This is a genomic window from Pseudomonas sp. PvP009 (assembly GCF_017832995.1).
Lineage (GTDB): Bacteria > Pseudomonadota > Gammaproteobacteria > Pseudomonadales > Pseudomonadaceae > Aquipseudomonas > Aquipseudomonas syringae.
This window is the reverse complement of sequence record NZ_JAFIBG010000001.1, coordinates 3933666-3954938: the sequence shown is the minus strand read 5'-3', so window position 1 is coordinate 3954938 and position 21273 is coordinate 3933666. Positions and strand designations below refer to the sequence as shown.

Genomic DNA, 21273 nt, shown 5'->3' with positions numbered 1-21273 from the left:
ATCCGGTTGTTCGTGGCCTCTGCGAACAACCGGCATTCCGTTACCCGTCCAGACTCACATGCCGGCTCAACAGTGCGCGCAGCGCTGCAGGCTTGACCGGCTTGGGCAGGTAATCGAGCCCCGCCGCGTGCACCTGAGCGATCAACTCCGCACGCCCATCGGCACTGATAAGCACGCCCGGCACCGGTTGACCCAGTCGGGTACGCAGCCAGGCCATGAGTTCAGTACCGGTTTCGCCTTCATCAAGATGGTAATCCACCAGGGCAATCTGCGGCCGGACGCCATTGTTCAGCAGCGCTTCGCATTCCTGTCGATTGCGCGCGGTCCAGACCTGACAGCCCCAGCGTGACAGCAGGCTGTGCATACCGATCAGGATGCTGTCTTCGTTGTCGACACACAGCACGTGCGTACCGTTCAGTGCGGGGCGGCTGACTTCAGGCAGTGTTGCGGGGAGTGCAGCCTGGGGCGCGGCCAGCGGTACCCGGACGCTGAATACGCTGCCTTTGCCGGTCCATGAGCGCACCTGTAAAGGATGCTCGAGGATGCGGCACAAACCATCGGCGATCGCCAGCCCCAGGCCCAGCCCCTTGGCCGCGTGAGTCTTGTGGCTGTCGAGGCGTTTGAATTCTTCGAAGATCACCTTGCGCTTGTCTTCGGGAATGCCCGGCCCCCGGTCCCAGACTTCCAGGCTCAGGCTGTCACCGTAGCGCCTGACACCCAGCAGAATAGGACCTTTGGCATAGCGGAAAGCGTTGGTCAAAAAGTTCTGCAACACCCGGCGCAACAGCTTGATATCACTGTCGACGCGCAGTGAACTGCCCCTCACACGAAAACTCAGGCCTTGCTCCTGAGCCAGCGCTTTGAATTCGGCACCGAGGGTGTCAAACAGCGCGCTGAGCGGAAACGGTTGGCGATCCGGGGTGATCTTGCCGTTTTCGATGCGGGAAATATCCAGCAGGTCGCTGATCAGGTCTTCGGCAGAGCGCAGCGAGCTGTCCAGGTGCCGAACCAGTTGCTGGGCGTCGCTGGAAATCCCTTCCTGCTGATGTGACAGCGCGGCGGAGAACAGTCGTGCAGCGTTCAACGGCTGCATCAGGTCGTGGCTCACCGCGGCCAGGAAACGGGTCTTCGATTCGTTGGCGGCTTCAGCGGTGCCCTTGGCTTCGGTCAGCGCCTGATTGAGCTGGGACAACTCGTGGGTACGTGCGGCTACCCGTTGCTCAAGACTTTCATTGACGCCTTTGAGGGCGTGCTCGGCGGCGCGGAACTCGGTGATGTCGGTGAAACTCATGACGAAGCCGCCGCCCGGCATCGGGTTGCCAATCAGTTCGATCACCTGGCCATTGGGAAACAACCGCTCCGAGGTGTGAGCGCGGCCTTGGCGCATCCAGTGCAGACGCCGCGCAACGTGAACCTCTGCCTCGCCCGGCCCGCAGAGTCCGCGCTCGGCGTTGTAACGGATGATGTCGGCAATCGGCCGGCCAACGCCGATCAGGCCTTCAGGGTAATTGAACAGCTCAAGGTAGCGACGATTCCAGGCGACTAGACGCAAGGACTGGTCGACCACGCTGATGCCCTGGGTAATGTTTTCGATAGCACCCTGCAGCAGCGCGCGGTTGAACTGCAGGACTTCGGAGGCTTCGTCGGCGATGCGTACGACGTCTTCCAGCTGCATGTCGCGACCTTCGATAGCAGCCTTGACCACCGCACGGGTCGAAGAGGTGCCGAGCACGCCGGCCAGCAGTCGCTCGGTATGCGCGATCCATTCTCCGTCGGCATTCAGGCTGGGGTTGAAACCCTTGCCCTGCCGTTGGGCGAAGCGGATGAAACTCTGCCGCGCGCGGTCCTCACCGACGAAGCGTGCCGACAGGCTGAGCAGGTCCTCGATCTGTACCGCAAGCAGCGGGCGGCTGAAGTCGCGTCCCTGGGTTTCCTGGCCGATGAAACGACCCGCCTGCCAGTGCTCGGCCACTCGCGTGCGCGACAGCATCGACACCCAGGCGAACAACGTGCAGTTGCCGGCCATCGACAGCACCACGCCCTGGGTCATCGGCGAGATAGGCAGGTCGAACGGGTTGCTGTGCAGCCAGGAGAGCAGTGGGAACGTGCTCAAAGACCAGCCCATGCCATGCGCCGCCACCGGCAGCACGAGGGTGTAGAACCAAATGAAGATACCGGCCGCCAGGCCTGCAAATACACCACGCCGATTGGCCTGCTTCCAGTACAACGCACCGAACATGGCGGGAGCCAGCTGGGTGATCGCGGCAAAGGCGATCTGGCCGATGGTCGCCAGACTGGCCGTCGACCCGAGCATCCGGTAGCTGACGTAGGCCAGCAGAAGAATCATCACGATGCTGATGCGTCTGACGGAAAGCATCCAGTGACGAAACGCTTCGAACGGCCGTTCGGTGTTTTTGCGTCTTAACAGCCACGGCAGCAGCATGTCGTTGGAAATCATCGTCGACAGCGCTACGCAGGCGACGATCACCATGCCGGTTGCCGCCGATGCTCCGCCAATGAAGGCCAGCAGCGCGAGTGAAGGGTGAGCGTGAGCCAGCGGCAGGCTGATCACGAACGAGTCGGGCAGCATGGAGCCCGGCAGGAGCATTTGTCCGGCCAGTGCAATCGGCACCACGAACAGTGCAGCCAGCGCCAGATAGGCCGGGAACACCCATTTGGCGAGATTCAGGTCTTGAGGCTCAATGTTCTCGACCACCGTCACGTGGAACTGGCGGGGCAGGCAGACAATCGCCATCATCGCCACGCCGGTCTGCACGAACATCGACGGCCAGTTGATCGTGTCTTTCCAGTATTCCTCGAGACGTGGCGCGAGTTTGGCCTGATTGAACAAGTCGTCGAATCCGTCATACAGGCCGAACGTGACGAATACGCCGACCGCCATGAACGCAAACAGCTTGACCAGCGCCTCGAAAGCAATGGCCAGCACCATACCGCGATGGTGTTCGGTGACATCCAGATTGCGTGCGCCGAAGACGATGGTGAACAGCGCGAGAATCAGCGACACCACCAGCGCGGTGTCCTGCGCACGGGTGCCGGTGGAGTCAGCCACGGCACCGATCAGGATATTCACCCCAAGCACGATGCCTTTGAGCTGCAACGCGATGTACGGCAGCATGCCGATCAGGCAAATCAGCGCCACCATCACCGCCAGTGACTGGGACTTGCCATAGCGCGCTGCGATGAAGTCGGCAATTGAAGTGATATTTTCCTGCTTGCTGATCAGCACCATTTTTTGCAGTACCCAGGGCGCCAGTACCATCAGCACGATGGGTCCCAGATAAATCGGCAGAAACGACCACAACTGCTCGGCGGCCTGACCCACTGCGCCGAAAAACGTCCAACTGGTGCAGTACACCGCCAGCGACAGGCTGTAGACCCAGGCGCGCATAGTCGGGCGCAGCGACGCGCTGTAGCGGTCGCCGTAGAAGGCGATGGCGAACATGATGGCCATATAGGTAAGAGCAACGGCCGCAATCAGCCCGCTGGACAGCGACATATCAAATTCCACACCGTATCGATAACGCGCAGTCTCGCACGATGGCCGCGCTTCGTCTTTGTCGACCAAGGTCGAGCGTGGCGCGGTGTCGCAGCGGTCCCGGCCAAGCCCGAAGTGATAAAAATAGCGACACAGGTTTTGTAAAAGAAAATGTCCTATCGACATTCGGCGGCGTTACGTCTTCAATGTGCCTCGGATTGGCCGCTGCGTCAGTTCTCCCCAGCCTCTCAGGACCACGGACGATGAGCCAACAGTCACAATTCAGCCTGCTCGGGAAACGCCGTTTCCTGCCGTTTTTCATCACGCAGTCCCTCGGGGCATTCAATGACAACATCTTCAAGCAGTCATTGATCCTTGCCATCCTTTACAAGCTGAGCATCGACGGGGATCGCTCGATCTACGTCAATCTGTGCGCCTTGCTGTTCATCCTGCCGTTCTTTCTGTTCTCGGCGCTGGCCGGGCAGTTCGGCGAGAAGTACCCCAAGGACAAGTTGATCCGGATCATCAAGTTCGGCGAGATTGTCATCATGGTGGTCGGCGCCGCAGGCTTTCTGTTCAATCATCTGGAGTTGATGCTGGCCGCGCTGTTCGCCATGGGCACGCACTCTGCGCTGTTCGGGCCGGTCAAGTATTCGATCCTGCCCCAGCACCTGCGCGAGAGCGAACTGGTCGGTGGCAACGCGCTGGTCGAGATGGGCACCTTTCTGGCGATTCTGGCCGGCACCATCAGCGCGGGTGTGATGATGTCTTCTTCGCACTATGCCTGGGTGGTGGCGGCTGCCATCGTGCTGGTTGCCTGCCTGGGGTTCCTGGCCAGCTTCGGTATCCCGCGCGCCGATGCTGCCTCGCCGGAGATGAAGCTCAACTGGAACATTTTTACCCAGTCATGGGCCACCTTGCGCATGGGGCTTGGGCAGACGCCCGCGGTTTCGCGCTCGATTGTCGGCAACTCGTGGTTCTGGTTCGTGGGCGCTATCTACCTGACGCAGATCCCGGCCTATGCCAAGGAATGGATGTACGGCGACGAAACGGTCGTTACGCTGATTCTGGCCGTATTCTCCATCGGCATCGCGCTGGGCTCGTTGCTCTGCGAGCGCTTGTCCGGGCATAAGGTCGAGATCGGGCTGGTGCCGTTCGGCTCGATGGGCCTGACGATTTTTGGCCTGCTGCTGTGGTGGCATTCGGGCGGTTTCCCACAGAACGTGCAGGCCAACGACTGGCTGGCGGTGCTGTCCTCAGGGCAGGGCTGGCTGGTGCTGTTCGATATTCTGGGTATCGGCGTATTCGGTGGCTTTTACATCGTGCCGCTTTACGCCTTGATCCAGTCGCGCACGCCGCTGAAAGAGCGCTCGCGCGTCATCGCCGCCAACAACATTCTCAACGCGCTGTTCATGGTGGTCTCGGCGATTGTCTCGATCCTGCTGCTGAGCGTTGCCAAACTGTCGATTCCGCAGCTGTTTCTGGCCGTGTCGGTGATGAACATCGCGGTCAACATCTACATCTTCAAGATCGTCCCCGAGTTCACCATGCGCTTCATGATCTGGCTGCTTGGCCATTCCATGTACCGCGTCGAACACCGCAATCTGGATCGGATCCCGGACGAAGGCGCGGCGCTGCTGGTCTGCAACCATGTGTCCTTTGTCGATGCATTGCTGATTGCCGGTGCAGTGAGGCGCCCGATCCGCTTTGTCATGTACTACAAGATCTACCAGCTGCCCGTGCTCAACTTCATCTTTCGCACAGCCGGGACCATCCCCATTGCCGGGCGTAACGAAGACATGGACATCTACGAGAAGTCGTTCAAGCGCATCGCCCAGTACCTCGCGGAAGGCGAACTGGTGTGCATCTTCCCGGAAGGCAAACTGACCACCGACGGCGAAATCAACGGCTTCAAGAACGGCATGAGCCGCATCATCCAGGAAACCCCGGTACCGGTCATTCCACTGGCACTGCAAGGCCTGTGGGGCAGCTTCTTCAGCCGCGACCCGAGCAAGACCCTGTTTCGCCGCCTCTGGTCTCGCGTGGTACTGGTTGCCGGTTCGCCCATTGCCGCCGACGTGGCAACCCCCGTGGACGTGCGCGAAGAAGTGAAAGCGCTGAGAGGGAAAGTGCAGTAGCGTTTACGCTCTGTACAACTGACGTGCCAATCACTTCGGATTGGCACGATGGCCAAAGGTGACCTGAGCTGGAACCCACATCCACCTGACCTCGCAGAACCGCCGTGTGACGCAGAGCGTCACGAACTGCATTCCCACGCGGAGCATGGGAACGATAGTCAACCGTCCAACTTTTTGGGGTCAGTTCACTGGAGCGTGAGGAACGATAGTCAACTGACATCAACGGGCGGACGTATTCTCTTCCTCCGGCATCGTCCTGAAATACGTCGACAGCAACGCCCCGGAAATATTGTGCCAGACACTGAACAGCGCACTTGGCACCGCCGCCAGCGGCGAGAAATGCGCACTGGCCAGCGCAGCGCCCAGCCCCGAATTCTGCATGCCGACCTCCAGCGCCAGCGACTTGCGTTGTGCTAATGGCAGCTTGAAAACCTTGCCAGTGAAATAACCCAACAGAAAACCGAACGTGTTATGCAGAATCACCACCGCCATGATCAGCAGGCCGGATTCAGCGATTTTCGCCTGACTGGCCGCGACCACAGCGCAGACGATCATCACAATACTGACCACCGACACCAGCGGCAGCACGTCCACCGCATAGCTGACCCGCGCGCCCAACAGACGCTGGGCAACCACGCCCAACACAATCGGCAGCATGACCAGTTGCAGGATCGACCAGAACATATCGAGGAAAGACACCGGCAGCCACGCCGAAGCGAGGAACCAGATCAAGGTCGGGGTCAGCAGCGGGGCGAGCAGGGTAGTGACCGCAGCGATCGCCACCGCCAGCGCCAGATCACCCTTTGCCAGCCAGGCCATGACGTTGGATGAAGTGCCGCTCGGACAGCAGCCGACCAGAATCACGCCCACGGCGATCTCCGGCGGCAGTTGAAACACCTGACACAGCAACCAGGCCACACCGGGCATGATCACGAAGTGCGCAATCACACCCAGCGCCACTCGCCACGGGTTACGCGCCACTTCGGAAAAATCGTCGAGTTTCAGGGTCAGGCCCATGCCGAACATGACCAGCCCGAGTAGCGGCACGATCCAGCTCTTAAGGCCAATGAATGCCTGCGGAAACAGAAATGCCAGAATGGCGAACAACAACACCCAGTAGGCAAACGTGTTGCCGACAAAGCGACTCAAGGCTGCCAACGCACGCATGGCCTGTTCCTTCTGGTTGAATAACCGGGATGAAATGAATGCGCCGTCTGACGTGACGGCGCAGTGTTTCGAGCGGCAGTGTTGCAAAAGCGCGTATCAGATGCCTTGCGGAATCTCTTCGCCGCCCAATGCCTCGAACAGCTCCGGCAGAAATTCGCCGAAGGTCAGCATCATCAGCGTGAAGCTGGCGTCCAGTTGCCCCAACGCTTCGTCACCACCGTCCTGTTCGGCCTGATCCTGCAGCAGGTCCTCGAACTTCAGACGCTTGACCACCAGCTTATCGTCCAGCACGAACGACAGCTTGTCCTGCCAGGCCAGCGACAGCTGGGTCACGACCTTGCCTGTGCTCAGGTGCAGCTGGATTTCGTCGCCGGTCAGGTCCTGACGTTTGCAGCGCACGATGCCGCCATCTTCATGGGTATCGCGCAGCTCGCACTCGTCCAGCACGAAGAAGTTGTCGGCTGCTTTCTGAGTCTTGACCCAGTCAGTCATGGTCGCACTCGGTGAAACCTTGACCGTCAGCGGACGTACCGGCAGCGAGCCGATGACCTCGCGCAGGGTGGACAACAGGTCCTCGGCGCGTTTCGGGCTGGAGGCATTGACCAGGATCAGGCCCTGTTTCGGCGCGATGGCGGCGAAGGTGGCGGAGCGGCGGATAAAGGCGCGCGGCAGGAAGGCCTGGATGATTTCATCCTTGAGCTGATCGCGTTCCTTCTTGTAGACCTTGCGCATCTGCTCGGCTTCGATCTCGTCGACCTTTTCCTTGAGCGCGTCACGCACGACGCTGCCCGGCAGAATGCGTTCTTCCTTGCGTGCAGCGATCAGCATGAAGTCCTGACTGATGTGTACCAATGGAGCGTCTTCGCCCTTGCCGAAAGGAGCGACGAAACCATAGGTGGCTACCTCCTGGCTGGCGCAGGCGCGCGCCGGCTTGGTCGCCAGTGCTGTCTCCAGCGCTTCGGCATCAAAAGGCACGTCCTGGGTCAGGCGATAGACAAGCAGGTTTTTGAACCACATGAGGTGAATCTCTCTTTCTATACAAAGGCGGGCATTATTCGCTCCTCAGCCGCTGGGGCCAACCCTGTACAGAGCGTTTGTAAGCCTTTGGAAGGATTATAAAAATTATTTAAAAAAGTGCTTGCCAGAGTACAGGTCGCTCCGTAGAATGCGCGCCACACCGAGAGTGAAGGGTGATTAGCTCAGCTGGGAGAGCAGCTGCCTTACAAGCAGCGGGTCGGCGGTTCGATCCCGTCATCACCCACCAAACTCGCTTTTAGTGTTACGCGCAGCGGTAGTTCAGTCGGTTAGAATACCGGCCTGTCACGCCGGGGGTCGCGGGTTCGAGTCCCGTCCGCTGCGCCATATTCCGCTTCAAGGCCCTTGAACTCCTTGAAGCAAACAGAAAGCCCGCCTAGTGCGGGCTTTTTGCTTTCTGTCGTCTGGAAATCCCGCCCCCCTCGTGCAACGTGCAATGCCCCTGCTGCAGTTCTATTGAAGTTTTGTAAGAATTATTCTGCGCGGATGTAAGTAACATCCTTAATTATTGAAGTTTAAACCAGGCCTGCTAGTTAGCCTTGGTGAACGCTTGATTTATTCTCTTTGCTGGTATTAGCTGAATGGGTTGATGGGGTATTCAGTCATCAGAAGTTCTCTTGATGACCCCAAATAATTAATCCAGACCGACCGCAGAATCGAGGCGGTCTGATACTTCAGTGAGTAAAGGGATGACTATGAAAAATCGTTTTAAACTGTTTATAGGCACTACGGCCTTGATCCTGTCTGCGAGCGCGCTGGCCAAGCCAGTGCTGCACACCGCGACCATCGACCAGCGCGGTAATGTTGTTGCTCAGTCGTCCCCTTGGATCAAGTCTGTAAGTTACAGCAGCCAGAAAGACTACTTCGCAACCTATAAAGTGTTCTTCAAGGAAGGACAGTTTAAGAACTCTCCAGGTTTCTGCTCGGTGTCTTCCATTGATACCAGTGATCATGAACGGCTGTTCTATGGGCACGCCAAGTTGGGCAGCGCGGCAACTACGGAGCAGGTCAATGTATTGGGGCTTATGGTCGGTAAACGGGGGGGCTCGGGTGATTCCTCGATGAGTTTCCAGTTAGCCTGCAGCAATTGATTTAATGAACCCCGCCTGGTGCGGGGTTTTTACGGCGGTCTGGTCTGGCAGCGCACTGTCCGGCTTTCCATCCAGCGCATTTGCGCAGATCATTCCTCCACCTCCCAAACAAGAAAGGACGTGTCATGAGCCTACCTCTTCAGGGCATCAAGGTGGTGGAGCTGGGCCAGCTCATTGCCGGTCCATTCGCGGCGAAGATCCTCGCCGAGTTCGGTGCCGAGGTCATCAAGGTCGAGCCGCCGCTGACCGGGGATCCCCTGCGCAAATGGCGTTTGCTGCATAACGGCACGTCCGTCTGGTGGGCGGTGCAGTCCCGCAACAAACAGTCGGTGACCCTTGATCTGCGCCAGCCTCAAGCGCAGGAAATGGCACGACGGTTGATCCGGGATGCCGATGTACTGGTCGAGAACTTTCGCCCCGGCACGCTTGAAGGCTGGGGGTTGAGCTGGGAAGCGCTGCACGCCCTCAATCCGAAACTGATCATGCTGCGTGTCTCTGGCTACGGGCAGACCGGGCCGTATCGCGACCGGCCGGGTTTTGGCGTGATCGGCGAGGCCATGGGCGGTTTGCGTCATCTGTCGGGCGAGGCAGGGCGCACGCCAGTGCGTGTCGGCGTATCGATTGGCGATTCGCTGTCTGCGCTGCACGGTGTGATCGGCGTTCTGCTGGCGCTTCGTCACCGTGAGCAGAATGGCGGCGAGGGGCAGCAAATAGATGTCGCGTTGTACGAGTCAGTGTTCAACATGATGGAAAGCCTGATTCCCGAGTATTCGGTATTCGATACTGTCCGCGAGCCGGCTGGCAGCAGTCTGCCTGGCATCGCTCCGAGCAATGCCTACCGCTGCAATGACGGCAAGTACGCGCTGATCGCGGGCAATGGCGACAGTATCTTCCGGCGCCTGATGGAAAGGATCGGTCGCATGGATCTGGCCAGCGACCCCGAGCTTCAGCACAACGACGGGCGGGTCCGGCATGTGGCGCGCATCGATGCGGCCATTTCGACCTGGACCGCCGAGCGCTCGATGGACGAAGTCCTTGCGGCGCTCAACGAAGCACGTATCCCGGCAGGCAAGATCTACGACGCTGCCGACATCGCCAGTGACCCGCATTATCAGGCGCGAGACATGCTGTTGCAGGGCACGCTGGGCGACGGAACACCCGTCACCCTTCCGGGGATTGTGCCTAAACTTCAAGACACGCCGGGTCAGGTACGATCGTCTGCGCCGACACTCGGCCAACACACCGATGCCGTGCTTGAAGCCCATGGTATCGATGCTGGCACACGTGCCGAGTGGCGTCGGCTTGGCATTATCTGATCCGAAACGTGGCCGTTGTCGTAAACAGAACTCTATTCCAAACGGAGCTGATCCCGTGATTGATCATCTGGACCACCTGGTACTGACCACTGCCGATATCGACGCCTGTAAGGACTTTTACGTACGCGTTCTGGGTATGACCCCTGAACGCTTTCGTCAGGGACGTCTGGCATTCCGCTTCGGCAATCAGAAAATCAACGTCCATGAACGCGGCAAGGAATTCGAGCCCAAGGCTCATTTGCCGGTGCCAGGTGCGCTGGATCTGTGTTTCATCGCCACCATCCCGCTCGAGCAGGTGATTGTGCACCTGCAGGAGCAGGACTGGCCGATCGTCGAAGGTCCAGTCGAGCGCACCGGTGCTACCGGGCCGATCTGGTCGGTATATGTGCGTGATCCGGATCTGAACCTGATCGAAATTTCCGAGCCAGCGGCTGATGCGTCGATGTAATCACGGTTGATGGAGGCGGCTGCATCACTGCATCAGCAGCCCTTCGCAGACGCTCCGTCCTTCGGCACGAACGCGCCCTTGTCGCCTGGCTTGGTGATGACGTACGCACGTCGCCAAGGCTGATCGTCGATCAGCTTCCAGCGATGGCCGGGGCCTGTGGTGTCCTGCGCCAGCAACACTTCCCCGGGGTGCAGGACAAAGTTTTCGCCGCCAGTGGTGGAAAATTCCAGCGTGCCGGACAGGGTGATCACGTACTGCTCTTCGGGTGCCGGGTGCCAGTCAAAGGTCGAGTGCGCCGGGGTCTCCTTGAAGTGCAGGGCGCTGACATCGGTCATGGCCTGTTGATCGATCGAGCCTTCGATGACGTGTGAAAGCTTGTCGGAGCCTGTGCACAGGCGGTAGGCCTTGATGCCCTCAGTGACAACCAGAGGCGGTTTCTTGGCGGCATAGGCTGCGCTGACCGGCAACATGGCTGCTGCGGCGATCACGGCCAGGCTTGCCAACTGGCGGGCTGTCGTGCGCTTTGAACGAAAACGAGCGGTCGATTGCATAAAACGTTCCTGAACACGACAAACTGCATGAGCCCTGATCGCCAGTCGCGATGGTCGACGCAGGGGCTGGGCAGACTCGCCCACGCCGCGGATCGAAGCACATCCCGAAATGCTTAAAAATTATCTTTAATTTCATGTTGTCCGGCGCCGGCAGACCTAGGTAAGGTCATATTCATCTATGTCACTTGCCGTGTCGGGTTTCCTTACGCTCATGACTCAATCAGTCAGGCTTTCAAGGAGCCCCGGATGTACCCCAGAAAAAGACTCTACAAACGATCCATTGATCAGCACCCCGACATGCCGACGCTCAGCGCGCCCTTCGATCATCCTGACGATGCCGCGCGTTATGCCCATGAGCGGATCGGCGACCGGCGTGATCGCGAATACGGCGGTTTCATCCTGGTTCGCAAGGATGGCAAGTACATTGCGACCGAACCCATGAACGGCAGCCAGTTCAGCTTCGATCCCAACGAGGTTTTCCCGCGCAACGAGCAGGAAGGTTATGTGCTCTACCCGCAAGGGCATGAGGACTATGCGGTCTACCATTCTCACCCGTCACTGCAGGCCGGGCTCGACGAGTGGCCGGACAGTGAAAAGGTCACTTACCCGAACAGTTTTTCTGTCGGCGACATTTATGCGGTGATCGACGATCAGGAGGTGTGTGCGGCGACCTATCTTTCCGGGCCTGACGGCTCCCTGATCAAATACACGCTGTCCCGCTCTGCTGCCGAAGACGCTTTGTTTGCGCGCGTTTCTGGTCCGCGGAGCATGCCGCACTTGTGTGAACTCAGCCAGATCCACAAGGCGTTGCAGAACCTCAGCATGATGCCCAGTGATGTGGTCCGCTTGCTGGCCGGAGCCGGGGATCTGCACGTGATAGTGCCCAGCCGACTGTGGGGGCGGTCAGGCAAAGTGCCGGCCGACTGGCAGCCTTACCCGGACGACGCTGCCGCTCGTACACCTCCCGCCAAATCGCCTGCAAGCTGCGACGCGCAATGGCCACCCCGACCCCTGAGTCTCAGCGCGCCGTTCGACAGCGCCGATGAGGCTGCACGTTATGCACATGGCCGTATCGGCAGTCGTATTCATTCGCAGATCATCGGTTTTCTTCTGTTCAATCCGGTCGAGCGAGCCTATCGGATTGCCGAGCCGATTCTCGATGACGGCATGCCGGTGTACGCGCCGTGTTCGGCGTTCCATCCCGATGCGTATTACCGGCCTGCATTGCCTGACGGCTATCGTGTGGACGGTATGTATTTCTGTTCAGCCAATCTGGCCGTCGAGGGTGGGCGTGAAGTGATGAACGATTTCTTCGAGCCGGATGACCTGCATCGGATGTTCAGCTATCGGCACAAACCGGCACAGCGCCGCAAAGGCTTGCCGATTCGCTATGGTTTCGAGATGTCCGCCGTCTATTTCTCGGCAGCCGACGGCGCGCTGCTCTGTTACACCCCCAGCCAGTCCGCCGAGGAGTTTCAACTGTTGCAAAGCGTATCGCGCGTGTACTCCGGGGCCGAGTCCATTCAGGCGCAACTCGAAGCCGGTACCCTCAGCGTGCAGGATTTCGTCCGTCGGGTGGCGCGGGCCGGGCTTCTGCGCGTGCTACAGACCAGTGCGCGCTGGCCTGATGCCGGTGTGATCAGTCCCGTAGCCTGAGCCCTGTGCAGCGAGCCAGCGCCTTGCCTGTGCGAATCACAAACTGAACTGCAACTGAACAATGCGGTACAGATCCGGGAAAACCTTTGGATACCTGAACTTATCGGCGTTTTCTGCCTCTCATGCCGGTAGCCATTGATCGCGGCGGCCTGATAAGCTCGCGGCTTTACTCGTTTGCCCTTTTGGCGCATGAACAAGGAATTAGCATGAAACAGCATCGGTTGGCAGCGGCGATTGCCCTGGTCGGTCTGGTACTCGCAGGTTGTGACAAGCAAGCCAGCACCGTAGAGCTGAAAACCCCAGCACAAAAAGCGTCTTATGGCATCGGTCTGAACATGGGCAAAAGCCTGGCTCAGGAAGGTATGGATGATCTGGATTCCAAGGCTGTAGCCCTGGGTATCGAAGACGCTGTTGGCAAGAAAGATCAGAAACTCAAGGACGAAGAGCTGGTTGAAGCCTTCTCCGCGCTGCAAAAGCGTTCCGAAGAGCGTCTGGCGAAGATGAGCGAAGAAGCTTCTGCCGCTGGCAAGAAATTCCTCGAAGAGAACGGTAAAAAGGACGGCGTGGTCACCACCGCTTCCGGCCTGCAGTATCAGATCATCAAGAAAGCCGATGGCGCTCAGCCCAAGCCTACCGATGTTGTGACTGTTCACTACGAAGGCAAGCTGATCGACGGCAAGGTCTTCGACAGTTCCGTTGAGCGCGGCAGCCCGATCGACCTGCCTGTTGGCGGTGTGATTCCGGGTTGGGTCGAAGGTCTGCAACTGATGCACGTCGGCGAGAAGATCAAACTCTTTATCCCGAGTGATCTGGCTTACGGCGCACAGAGCCCGAGCCCGGCGATCCCGGCCAACTCGGTACTGGTGTTCGATCTTGAACTGCTGGGTATCAAGGACCCTGCAGCGGCACCAACGCCTGGTGCTGATGCCGACGAAGAAGAGGCAGCTCCTGCCGTTTCGGCTCCGGCCAAGAAGTAACGCACCACCTGGCTACAGAAAACGCCCTGTCTCGACAGGGCGTTTTTGTGTCCGTCTTATTTCCCGAACGCTTAGCCATTCGGGCAGTCCCACTATCATGGATGCATGCAAAAGCATTGTCCGACAGTCCGGCAAGATCAAGGCACTCGTTTCATCGAGGCTGGCGGGTTCACACGTTTGTAGTTTTTTTGTGAGTAAAAAACGCCCGATCTGACTATGGTCCCCCGAAAACGGGGTGTTGAGGCTGGAAAAAAGCCACTGTTCACAAGGTTATCCACAATTATTGTGGATAACCTTATGGCGCTGGCCAGGCAGGTTCAGCGAATCTGCTTTATCGAACGACATTTTGCTGAACGGGAGTGGGTATGAAAGCACCGTGGAACTTTATCCGTTATCTGCCCGGAGCCCGGCGTCTGCTGGCCGCTGGACGATTGCCAGGATTGCTGTTCGCTGTCGCGCGTAAAGGCAACAGTGAAGGCAGTCGTCTGGGCAAACTCAAGGAAGACCTGCGTTTGCTGCAGGCCTTGTGCCTGGCTTACTGGCGGGGCGAATACCGCGCCATCAGCCCTAAAGCGATCCTGTCCATCGTCGCCGGTCTGATGTACTTCCTCAGCCCGCTGGATGCGATCCCCGACTGGATACCCGGCCTCGGCATGCTCGATGACATCGCCGTGCTGGCGTGGGTTACCAAGCACCTGAGCAATGAGCTGGACGCCTTTCGTGCATGGCGCGCGCAGCAATCGCCCGAGAAACTCATCGTGGTCGAGCAACTGCCGAAGACTCAGGCACTGCTGGAGCAAGAGCGAGGCAAGGTGTAAGTCTCACGGATTGAACACAAGCCCTGGCGTTCCGCTGTTAAGATGCCTGCCTATGGATCAAGCCTGATCAGTCTGCAGTCGTGTAGTACAAGGTGACTCTATGGATCTTCAAGTGATATCCCGTGACGGGGAGCCTGAATACGCAGTGCTGCCCTGGGCGCAGTATCAAGCCCTGCTCAAGGCTGCCGGACTGGCTGGCAAGCCTTCCAGCGAGCCGGCTGCATCGACTTCCGGCACCACCACCAGTGAGCTTCCCGGCTTCGATGAATTGCGTGCACTGCGCGAGGCCAAAGGCCTTGAAGCGGCGAGCCTGGCGCGTACCGTCGGCATCAGCCCGTCCTACCTGGAGCTGATCGAGAACGGTACTCGTGAGCCGGACGGTGCCATCAAGCGCAGCCTGGCGTGGGAGCTTGGGGTGCCGGGCTGGCGAGGTGAGTCGTGAGCGTGCGCATCAGTCGTCAGCATTGGGATGGGCTGCTCAATGAGCTCGATCTGGCCCGTCGCCAACGGCATCTGCTGACCTATCGCGCGCTGGTGGAGCGCCTGCAACTGCCCAGCCCGGCCATGCAGACCCTGACCGCCGCCCTTGAGCACCTCGCCGCCATGGATGCCCGCGCTGAACAGCCCTTGCGCAGTTCGCTGGTCATCAGCCAGGGCGCAAGCCGCCTGCCGCGTCCTGGTTTTTTCGAGTGCGCTGAACGGCTGGGCCGCTTCACCGGACCTTCGGACGGCGTCGCGGCAGCCTCATGGCACGCCTCGGAAGTGGTTCGGGTGTTCGAATACAGTTATCCGGAAGTTGAAGCGCAGTAGGGGTATGACACCGGCCCTCACGCCTGCATCAACAAATCCAGCCGCGTCGAATCGATGACGTGAATGCTGGCGCCGGCGACATCCTTGGCGAAGTGCTTGGCCTGTGAAGCGAGGTCGGCCAACTGGCTGGCATCGACCAGTGTGCAGCTTTCTTCATGCAGGTGCACCACGCCAATCGACAGCGATAGCAGGGGAAACTCCTGGCGTTGGCCCTGACGATTGAGGGCGATGAAGCAACCGGCTTCCAGGTGTTCTGCGCGGTAGAAACGGCGGCATTGATTCTGAAAATCATCCAGCAGGGTCTTCAGGCGTCGTTCCCAGTCATCAAAGCCCAGCACCATCAGAAAATCATCCCCGCCGATGTGCCCGACAAAGTCTCTGGCCGGATCGATGCGGTCGTTCAGGCATTGCGCCAGACACAGCAGCACCTCGTCGCCACGCGCATAACCGTAGATGTCGTTGAAGGGCTTGAAGCTGTCGATATCCACGTAGCAGATCATCGATGCACGGCCTTGCTGCAGCAGCCGAGTCAGGCATTGCTGAATCGGAACATTGCCGGGCAGCAGGGTCAGCGGGTTGGCGTAACGTGCCTGCTGGATCTTCATTTCGGTAATCAGCTTGAGCACGTCGATCACCCGGCCCAGCCCAAGATAGGTGCCGTTCGAGGTGATGATGAAATCCTCCTCGATGCGCTGCCGGGCACGGCTGGTCAACAGCCGGCTGACCTGTTGCAGCGACTGGCTGACTTCCACGGCCAAAAAGTCACTGCTCATCAGGCGGCTGATTGGTTTGCGGGCAAACAGCTCGGTGCCGAAGGGCTTGAGCAGCGCCTCGGACAACGAGTGCCGGTGGACGATGCCACACGGTCGGGCGTCGTCATCCAGCACCGCCAGCGAGTTGAGGTTGGCCTGCCTGCGAAACGCTTCCAGCACTTCAGCCGTGGGGGTGGACTGGCTGACCGATGGCTGTGGGTTGAGCAGCGCAGACAGATCGGCCGCTTCTTCGTTGAGCGGCACCACTGTGATCTCTGTTTTTGGCAACATGGCGCGGGTGTCGCGCGGCGGGCGTTCCTGAGGACGCGCCAGCAGATAGCCTTGAACCAGGTTCACGCCCATGTCTTTCAGGGTCGCCAGCTCTTCCGGCAATTCGATGCCTTCGGCAATCACCGTCGCCCTGGAGGCCTTGGCCATCTGCAGCATGGAACCGACGAACTCGCGCTTCACCGCATCCTGGTGAATGCCGTCGATGAAGTGCCGATCGATTTTCACGTAGTCCGGACGCAGCTCCGACCAGAGTCGCAAGCTCGAATAACCGGCACCCAGATCGTCCAGCGCGATGGAAAAACCCATGTCGCGATAGTGGTGCAAGGCGTTGTATAGCAGGTCGAAATCATCGGTGGGCATCTGCTCGGTCAGTTCGATGACTACGTCCTTGGGCGCGATCTGGTAGCGACGCAGCATTTCCAGGGTCCGGCCCGGAGGGTGAGAGGTTTCGAGCAGCGATTCGGGGGAAACGTTGAGAAACAGCTTGCCCGGTAACTTCTGCTGACTGAAACGTCGGCAGGCGCTGTCCCGGCAACTCAACTCCAGCTCGCTCAGGCGACCGGCCTGGCGGGCGATGGCGAACAGGTTCAAGGGTGAGTGCAGGGCGCTGTTGGAGGGGCCGCGGGTCAGGGCTTCATAGCCCAGAATCCGGTGCTCCGACAGCGAGACGATGGGCTGGAACAAACTGTGCAAATCACCACGAGCCAGAATGGAACTCAGTGCGCTCAGCTGCTCTGTTATGGTCATGGTCGTCTCGGAGAGAATGAAAAAGGGCTGAACGATTTCGCGTTCAGCCCCGTATTTCACGACAGCTTCATGACTGTTTGATGACGTTGAAGCTAAATAGCCATCAATGAGCCTGCGTTACTTTTTCGCGACAGCGGCACTCAGGCCCAGGTAGTCGATGAGAATGCGCCCGGTCTCTGCCAGATAGGCATCGTCCTCGGGTTTGGTCTTCTCGTCTTCCACCGGCAGCGCGTCTTCGTCTTCCTTCTTCAGCTCTTTGAGCGGCTCCTCACCCTTGGCCTTGCGGCGGGTGTTTTCCAGCGCAAGTTGCTTGCTTTCGATCGAGGCATGCTCGGCACGACGGTCGGCTTCATTGAGGCTGACGGTCTTCTCGTTCATCAGCTTCTTGGCCAATGCCAGACGATCCTCGATGAACACGAACTCGGCGTCTTTGGCCGAGCGTGCTTCGTGACGTGCCTGCAGCTGGGCAAGGAACGGCTTGAACGGATCAATGGCCGGCTTGATCGCCGGTTTGATGCTGTCCCACGGCATGGCCTCGGGCAGCGCGCTCTCGCCGATTTCCTTGGTGTCGATCAGCGACGGGTAAGTGATGTCCGGTACCACGCCCTGATGCTGGGTGCTCTGACCGGAAACCCTGTAGAACTTGGCCAGCGTCAGTTTCAGTTCGCCGTGATTGAGCGGCTGAATGGTCTGCACGGTGCCTTTACCGAAGGTCTGACCACCGATCACCAGCGCGCGGTGATAGTCCTGCATCGCGCCGGCGAAAATCTCCGAAGCCGACGCAGACAGACGGTTGACCAGCAATGCCATCGGGCCTTTGTAGAACGCGCCCTTGGCTTCGTCTTCAAGCACATCGACCTTGCCGTCGGCATTACGCACCAGCACGGTCGGGCCCTTGTCGATGAACAGGCTGGTCAGTTCGGTGGCTTCCTGCAACGAACCGCCACCGTTGTTGCGCAGATCCAGTACCACACCGTCGACCTTCTCGGCCTGCAATTCGGTGAGCAGTTTCTTCACGTCACGGGTGGTGCTCTTGTATTCCGGATCGCCGGCACGGTAGGCCTTGAAGTCCAGATAGAAGGCCGGAATGTCGATGACGCCGAGCTTGTAGTCCTTGCCATCCTGCTTGATGTGCAGGATCGACTTCTTGGCCGCCTGTTCTTCAAGTTTCACCGCTTCACGGGTGATGGCAACGATCTTGCTGGTCTGGTCATTCGGCGCATTGCTGGCCGGGATGATCTCCAGGCGTACCACCGAGCCTTTCGGACCGCGGATCAGCTTGACCACTTCATCCAGACGCCAGCCGATCACGTCGACCATTTCCTTGTCGCCCTGGGCAACGGCCACGATCTTGTCGGCCGGCGCGACCTGTTTGGTCTTGGCCGCCGGACCTGCCGGGACCAGACGCACGATCTTGACGTTGTCGTTATCGCTCTGCAACACGGCGCCGATGCCTTCAAGCGACAGGCTCATGTTGATGTCGAAGTTCTCCGCGCTGTCAGGTGACAGGTAGTTGGTGTGCGGGTCGTAGGACATGGCGAATGTGTTGATGTAGGCCTGGAAGATATCTTCGGCACGGGTCTGGTTCAGACGCGCCTGCTGATTCTTGTAGCGCTTGGTCAGGGTTTCCTGAATCTTCGCCGGGTCCTTGCCTGCAATCTTCAAACGCAGGACTTCATCCTTGATGCGCTTGCGCCACAGTTCGTCGAGCTCGGCTGTATCCTTGGGCCATGCGGCGTCCTTGCGGTCGACCAGCAGGGTTTCCTTGGTGTTGAAGTCGAGCTTGTCGACACCCTTGCCCAACTCGCCCAGCGCAAAATTCAGACGCGCGTTGACGCGGTCCAGATAGCGCTTGTAGATGATGAAGCCGGCGTTCAGGTCGCCACTTTTCAGAAAGTCGTCGAACTGGAACTGCCATTTATCGAAATCGGCAATGTCGCTGGCCATGAAATAGCTGCGCGAGGGGTCCAGTTGCTTGATGTAGCTCTGGTAAATAATCGCCGAACGCTTGTCGTCAAGGGGCGGCTTGCTGTAGTGATGTCGTTTGAGCAGCTCAACCACGTTGAGGCTGGCAATCACTTCGTCGCGGTCCGGCTGAAGATTATCCCAGCTGTTGGCGGCAAAGGTACTGGCTGACATCGGCAAAACGCTAAGGCCGACAAACAGTGCGAGGGCAGTGCTGGGGAATAATTGCTTCATGCTGATTCGACGCGAGGACAATTGATAACGCATATTAGGCCGTCTTTGAGGTCGCCGGTTCCTTTGGACCCGGCCGCATAATGCAAAAGCCCGGGCAAAACAGCCACGGGCTCAGTCTGGACTCACTATGGAGGCACCGTGAAGGCATTGCAAGGCGTTGAAGGACATGTGGAATGGGTCGAGGAGCCGAGTCCGGCCCTTGATGTGGGGCAGGTACGTATCAAAGTGGCGGCTGCAGGTTTGAATCGTGCCGATCTGTTGCAGCGCGAAGGCAAGTATCCGCCGCCGCCTGGAGTCACTCAGACACTGGGTCTGGAGTGCTCCGGCGTAATCGCCGAAGTCGGTCCGGGTTCGTCCTGGGTGGTCGGAGACCGCGTCTGTGCGCTGTTGGCGGGCGGGGCGATGGCCGAAGAAGTGGTGGTCGATGGGCGACACGTGCTGCCGGTCCCGGAAGGTCTTTCGCTGCACGAGGCGGCGGCCATTCCTGAGGTCTATGCCACGGCGTGGTTGAACCTGTTCGAACTCGCCGGGCTCAAGCCTGGCGAGAAGGTTTTGCTGCACGCTGGCGCAAGTGGGGTTGGTTCAGCCGGGATTCAGCTTTGCAAGGCGTTTGGTAACCCGGTGTGGGTCAGCGTCGGCTCGGCCGAACGGCTGGCCTATTGTGTCGAGCTGGGGGCGCAGGGCGGTGTGGTGCGCAGCGAAAGTCTTGAAGGGCTGAGCGATTTTGCACCGTTCAACGTCATTCTCGACCCGGTGGGGGCGAGCTACGCCGAGCTCAACGTCAAACTGCTGGCTCTGGACGGTCGCTGGGTGCTGATCGGCATCATGAGCGGCCGCGAGGCGCAGGTGGACCTGGCTCACGTACTGGGCAAGCGTATCCAGTTGATGGGTTCGACCTTGCGCAGCCGCGACGACACATTCAAGGCCGACCTGCTCAGCGATCTGGGGCAGCACGTCTGGCCGCTGTTCACTGAGGGTCGCCTCAAGCCGCAACTGGCGAAATCCTTTGCGATCAAGGATGCCGAAGCGGCGTTCGAAGAGCTGGCGACCAACACGGTGTCCGGCAAGATCGTGCTGGTCATCGACGAAAGCCTGGTCTGATCAGGCGGTGCCTCTGGACTCAGCTCCAGTCGTGCACCGGCCAGCCAGCTTTCTGTGCGTGTTCCAGTAACACGGCATCGGGGTTGACCACGTTAGGGTGGTCAACCTTGAGCAGTAGCGGCAGGTCATTGCGCGAATCCGAATAGAAACTCGCACCCTCGAGATTTTCCCCCTCGGCATCCAGCCATTCCATCAGGCGCGTGATCTTGCCTTCCCGATAGGTCAGCACGCCGACGGTTGCACCGCTGTAGACGCCATGCTGCACGTCCAGCTCGATACCCAGCACCTCGTCGATGCCGAGGCGTTCGGCGATCGGCTTGACCAGATGCACACCCGACGCCGAGATCACCAGAATGCGGTCACCCTTAGCGCGGTGCTTTGCAATGCACGTGCAGGCGTCGCTGTAGATAATCGGCTCGATGACGTCCTCGACCCAAGGGCCGACCAGATGATCGATTTCTTCGGGGGTACGGCCAGCCATGGGTTCCAGGCTGAAGGCCATGTAGTCTTCCATCGCGAGCTCGCCCGCGCTGTAGGCGGCCATCAGTTCGTCGTTGCGTTGCATGAACGACGTCGAGTCAACCCAGCCCAGGCGACCCATCTGCTCGCTCCAGAGCGTGGCGCAGTCACCACCGATCAGGGTCTCGTCCAGGTCGAAAATTGCCAGGGGCATGTGTGCT

17 protein-coding genes and 2 tRNA genes are annotated in these 21273 nt (G+C 59.3%); 12 read left to right on the top strand and 7 right to left on the bottom strand.

Features of this window, described 5'->3' with window-relative positions:
* Positions 1-40 precede the first annotated feature (40 nt).
* Positions 41-3517, bottom strand: coding sequence for a PAS domain-containing hybrid sensor histidine kinase/response regulator (locus JOE29_RS16730; RefSeq protein WP_057405491.1), 3477 nt, complete (start codon positions 3515-3517; stop codon positions 41-43).
* A 242-nt stretch (positions 3518-3759) separates the two neighbouring features.
* Here JOE29_RS16730 and JOE29_RS16725 point away from each other — a divergent pair, with 242 nt between their 5' ends.
* Entirely contained in the window at positions 3760-5634 is a 1875-nt protein-coding gene (locus JOE29_RS16725; protein ID WP_003415632.1) for an MFS transporter, read from the top strand.
* Between the two features lie 219 nt (positions 5635-5853).
* On the opposite strand, the gene JOE29_RS16720 is transcribed toward JOE29_RS16725, so the two are convergent.
* Complete coding sequence (locus JOE29_RS16720) at positions 5854-6801, bottom strand: bile acid:sodium symporter family protein (RefSeq protein WP_057405489.1); 948 nt, start codon at positions 6799-6801, stop codon at positions 5854-5856.
* A gap of 96 nt (positions 6802-6897) precedes the next feature.
* On the bottom strand, positions 6898-7818 hold the full coding sequence (rdgC, locus tag JOE29_RS16715) for a recombination-associated protein RdgC (RefSeq protein ID WP_003317427.1): 921 nt from the start codon (positions 7816-7818) through the stop codon (positions 6898-6900).
* A gap of 171 nt (positions 7819-7989) precedes the next feature.
* Between rdgC and JOE29_RS16710 the strand changes: the two genes are divergently transcribed.
* The 5 genes from JOE29_RS16710 to JOE29_RS16690 all read left to right on the top strand — a co-directional run bounded on the left by JOE29_RS16710 (position 7990) and on the right by JOE29_RS16690 (position 10691).
* Positions 7990-8065: transfer RNA gene (locus JOE29_RS16710), tRNA-Val, on the top strand.
* Positions 8066-8086: 21 nt separating this feature from the next.
* Positions 8087-8163 (top strand) — tRNA-Asp (locus JOE29_RS16705).
* Between the two features lie 368 nt (positions 8164-8531).
* Positions 8532-8927, top strand: coding sequence for a hypothetical protein (locus tag JOE29_RS16700; protein ID WP_210079715.1), 396 nt, complete (start codon positions 8532-8534; stop codon positions 8925-8927).
* Positions 8928-9052: 125 nt separating this feature from the next.
* Positions 9053-10243, top strand: coding sequence for a CoA transferase (locus tag JOE29_RS16695; protein ID WP_210079714.1), 1191 nt, complete (start codon positions 9053-9055; stop codon positions 10241-10243).
* 55 nt (positions 10244-10298) lie between these two features.
* Positions 10299-10691: a VOC family protein gene (locus JOE29_RS16690; protein WP_003346527.1), complete on the top strand. Its 393-nt coding sequence runs from the start codon at positions 10299-10301 to the stop codon at positions 10689-10691.
* A 32-nt stretch (positions 10692-10723) separates the two neighbouring features.
* Here JOE29_RS16690 and JOE29_RS16685 read toward each other — a convergent pair whose 3' ends face one another.
* A complete protein-coding gene (locus JOE29_RS16685) occupies positions 10724-11242 on the bottom strand; it encodes a hypothetical protein (protein ID WP_044311743.1) in 519 nt (172 codons plus the stop codon).
* Positions 11243-11488: 246 nt separating this feature from the next.
* Here JOE29_RS16685 and JOE29_RS16680 point away from each other — a divergent pair, with 246 nt between their 5' ends.
* The 5 genes from JOE29_RS16680 to JOE29_RS16660 all read left to right on the top strand — a co-directional run bounded on the left by JOE29_RS16680 (position 11489) and on the right by JOE29_RS16660 (position 15503).
* Positions 11489-12898: a DUF4329 domain-containing protein gene (locus JOE29_RS16680; RefSeq protein WP_058444063.1), complete on the top strand. Its 1410-nt coding sequence runs from the start codon at positions 11489-11491 to the stop codon at positions 12896-12898.
* Positions 12899-13104: 206 nt separating this feature from the next.
* Positions 13105-13875, top strand: coding sequence for an FKBP-type peptidyl-prolyl cis-trans isomerase (locus JOE29_RS16675; RefSeq protein ID WP_057407554.1), 771 nt, complete (start codon positions 13105-13107; stop codon positions 13873-13875).
* Between the two features lie 365 nt (positions 13876-14240).
* Positions 14241-14693 (top strand): YkvA family protein, encoded by a 453-nt coding sequence (locus tag JOE29_RS16670; protein ID WP_003317434.1) that lies wholly within the window; start codon positions 14241-14243, stop codon positions 14691-14693.
* A 100-nt stretch (positions 14694-14793) separates the two neighbouring features.
* Entirely contained in the window at positions 14794-15135 is a 342-nt protein-coding gene (locus JOE29_RS16665) for a helix-turn-helix transcriptional regulator (RefSeq protein WP_058444065.1), read from the top strand.
* Positions 15132-15503: a hypothetical protein gene (locus JOE29_RS16660; RefSeq protein ID WP_003390904.1), complete on the top strand. Its 372-nt coding sequence runs from the start codon at positions 15132-15134 to the stop codon at positions 15501-15503. Before JOE29_RS16665 ends, JOE29_RS16660 begins: the two co-directional genes overlap by 4 nt.
* Before the next feature lie 17 nt (positions 15504-15520).
* On the opposite strand, the gene JOE29_RS16655 is transcribed toward JOE29_RS16660, so the two are convergent.
* Both JOE29_RS16655 and JOE29_RS16650 read right to left on the bottom strand, forming a co-directional pair.
* Positions 15521-17293 carry a GGDEF domain-containing protein gene (locus JOE29_RS16655; RefSeq protein WP_024684444.1) on the bottom strand — a complete coding sequence of 591 codons (1773 nt, stop codon included), beginning with the start codon at positions 17291-17293 and terminating at the stop codon, positions 15521-15523.
* Between the two features lie 117 nt (positions 17294-17410).
* Complete coding sequence (locus JOE29_RS16650; protein WP_003317439.1) at positions 17411-19492, bottom strand: carboxy terminal-processing peptidase; 2082 nt, start codon at positions 19490-19492, stop codon at positions 17411-17413.
* Between the two features lie 138 nt (positions 19493-19630).
* Here JOE29_RS16650 and JOE29_RS16645 point away from each other — a divergent pair, with 138 nt between their 5' ends.
* Entirely contained in the window at positions 19631-20593 is a 963-nt protein-coding gene (locus JOE29_RS16645) for an NAD(P)H-quinone oxidoreductase (RefSeq protein ID WP_003409516.1), read from the top strand.
* Positions 20594-20612: 19 nt separating this feature from the next.
* Here JOE29_RS16645 and JOE29_RS16640 read toward each other — a convergent pair whose 3' ends face one another.
* The gene (locus tag JOE29_RS16640; protein ID WP_003409519.1) at positions 20613-21266 is read right to left on the bottom strand and encodes an HAD family hydrolase; all 654 of its coding nucleotides are present in this window, start codon (positions 21264-21266) and stop codon (positions 20613-20615) included.
* Between the last annotated feature and the right edge of the window lie 7 nt (positions 21267-21273).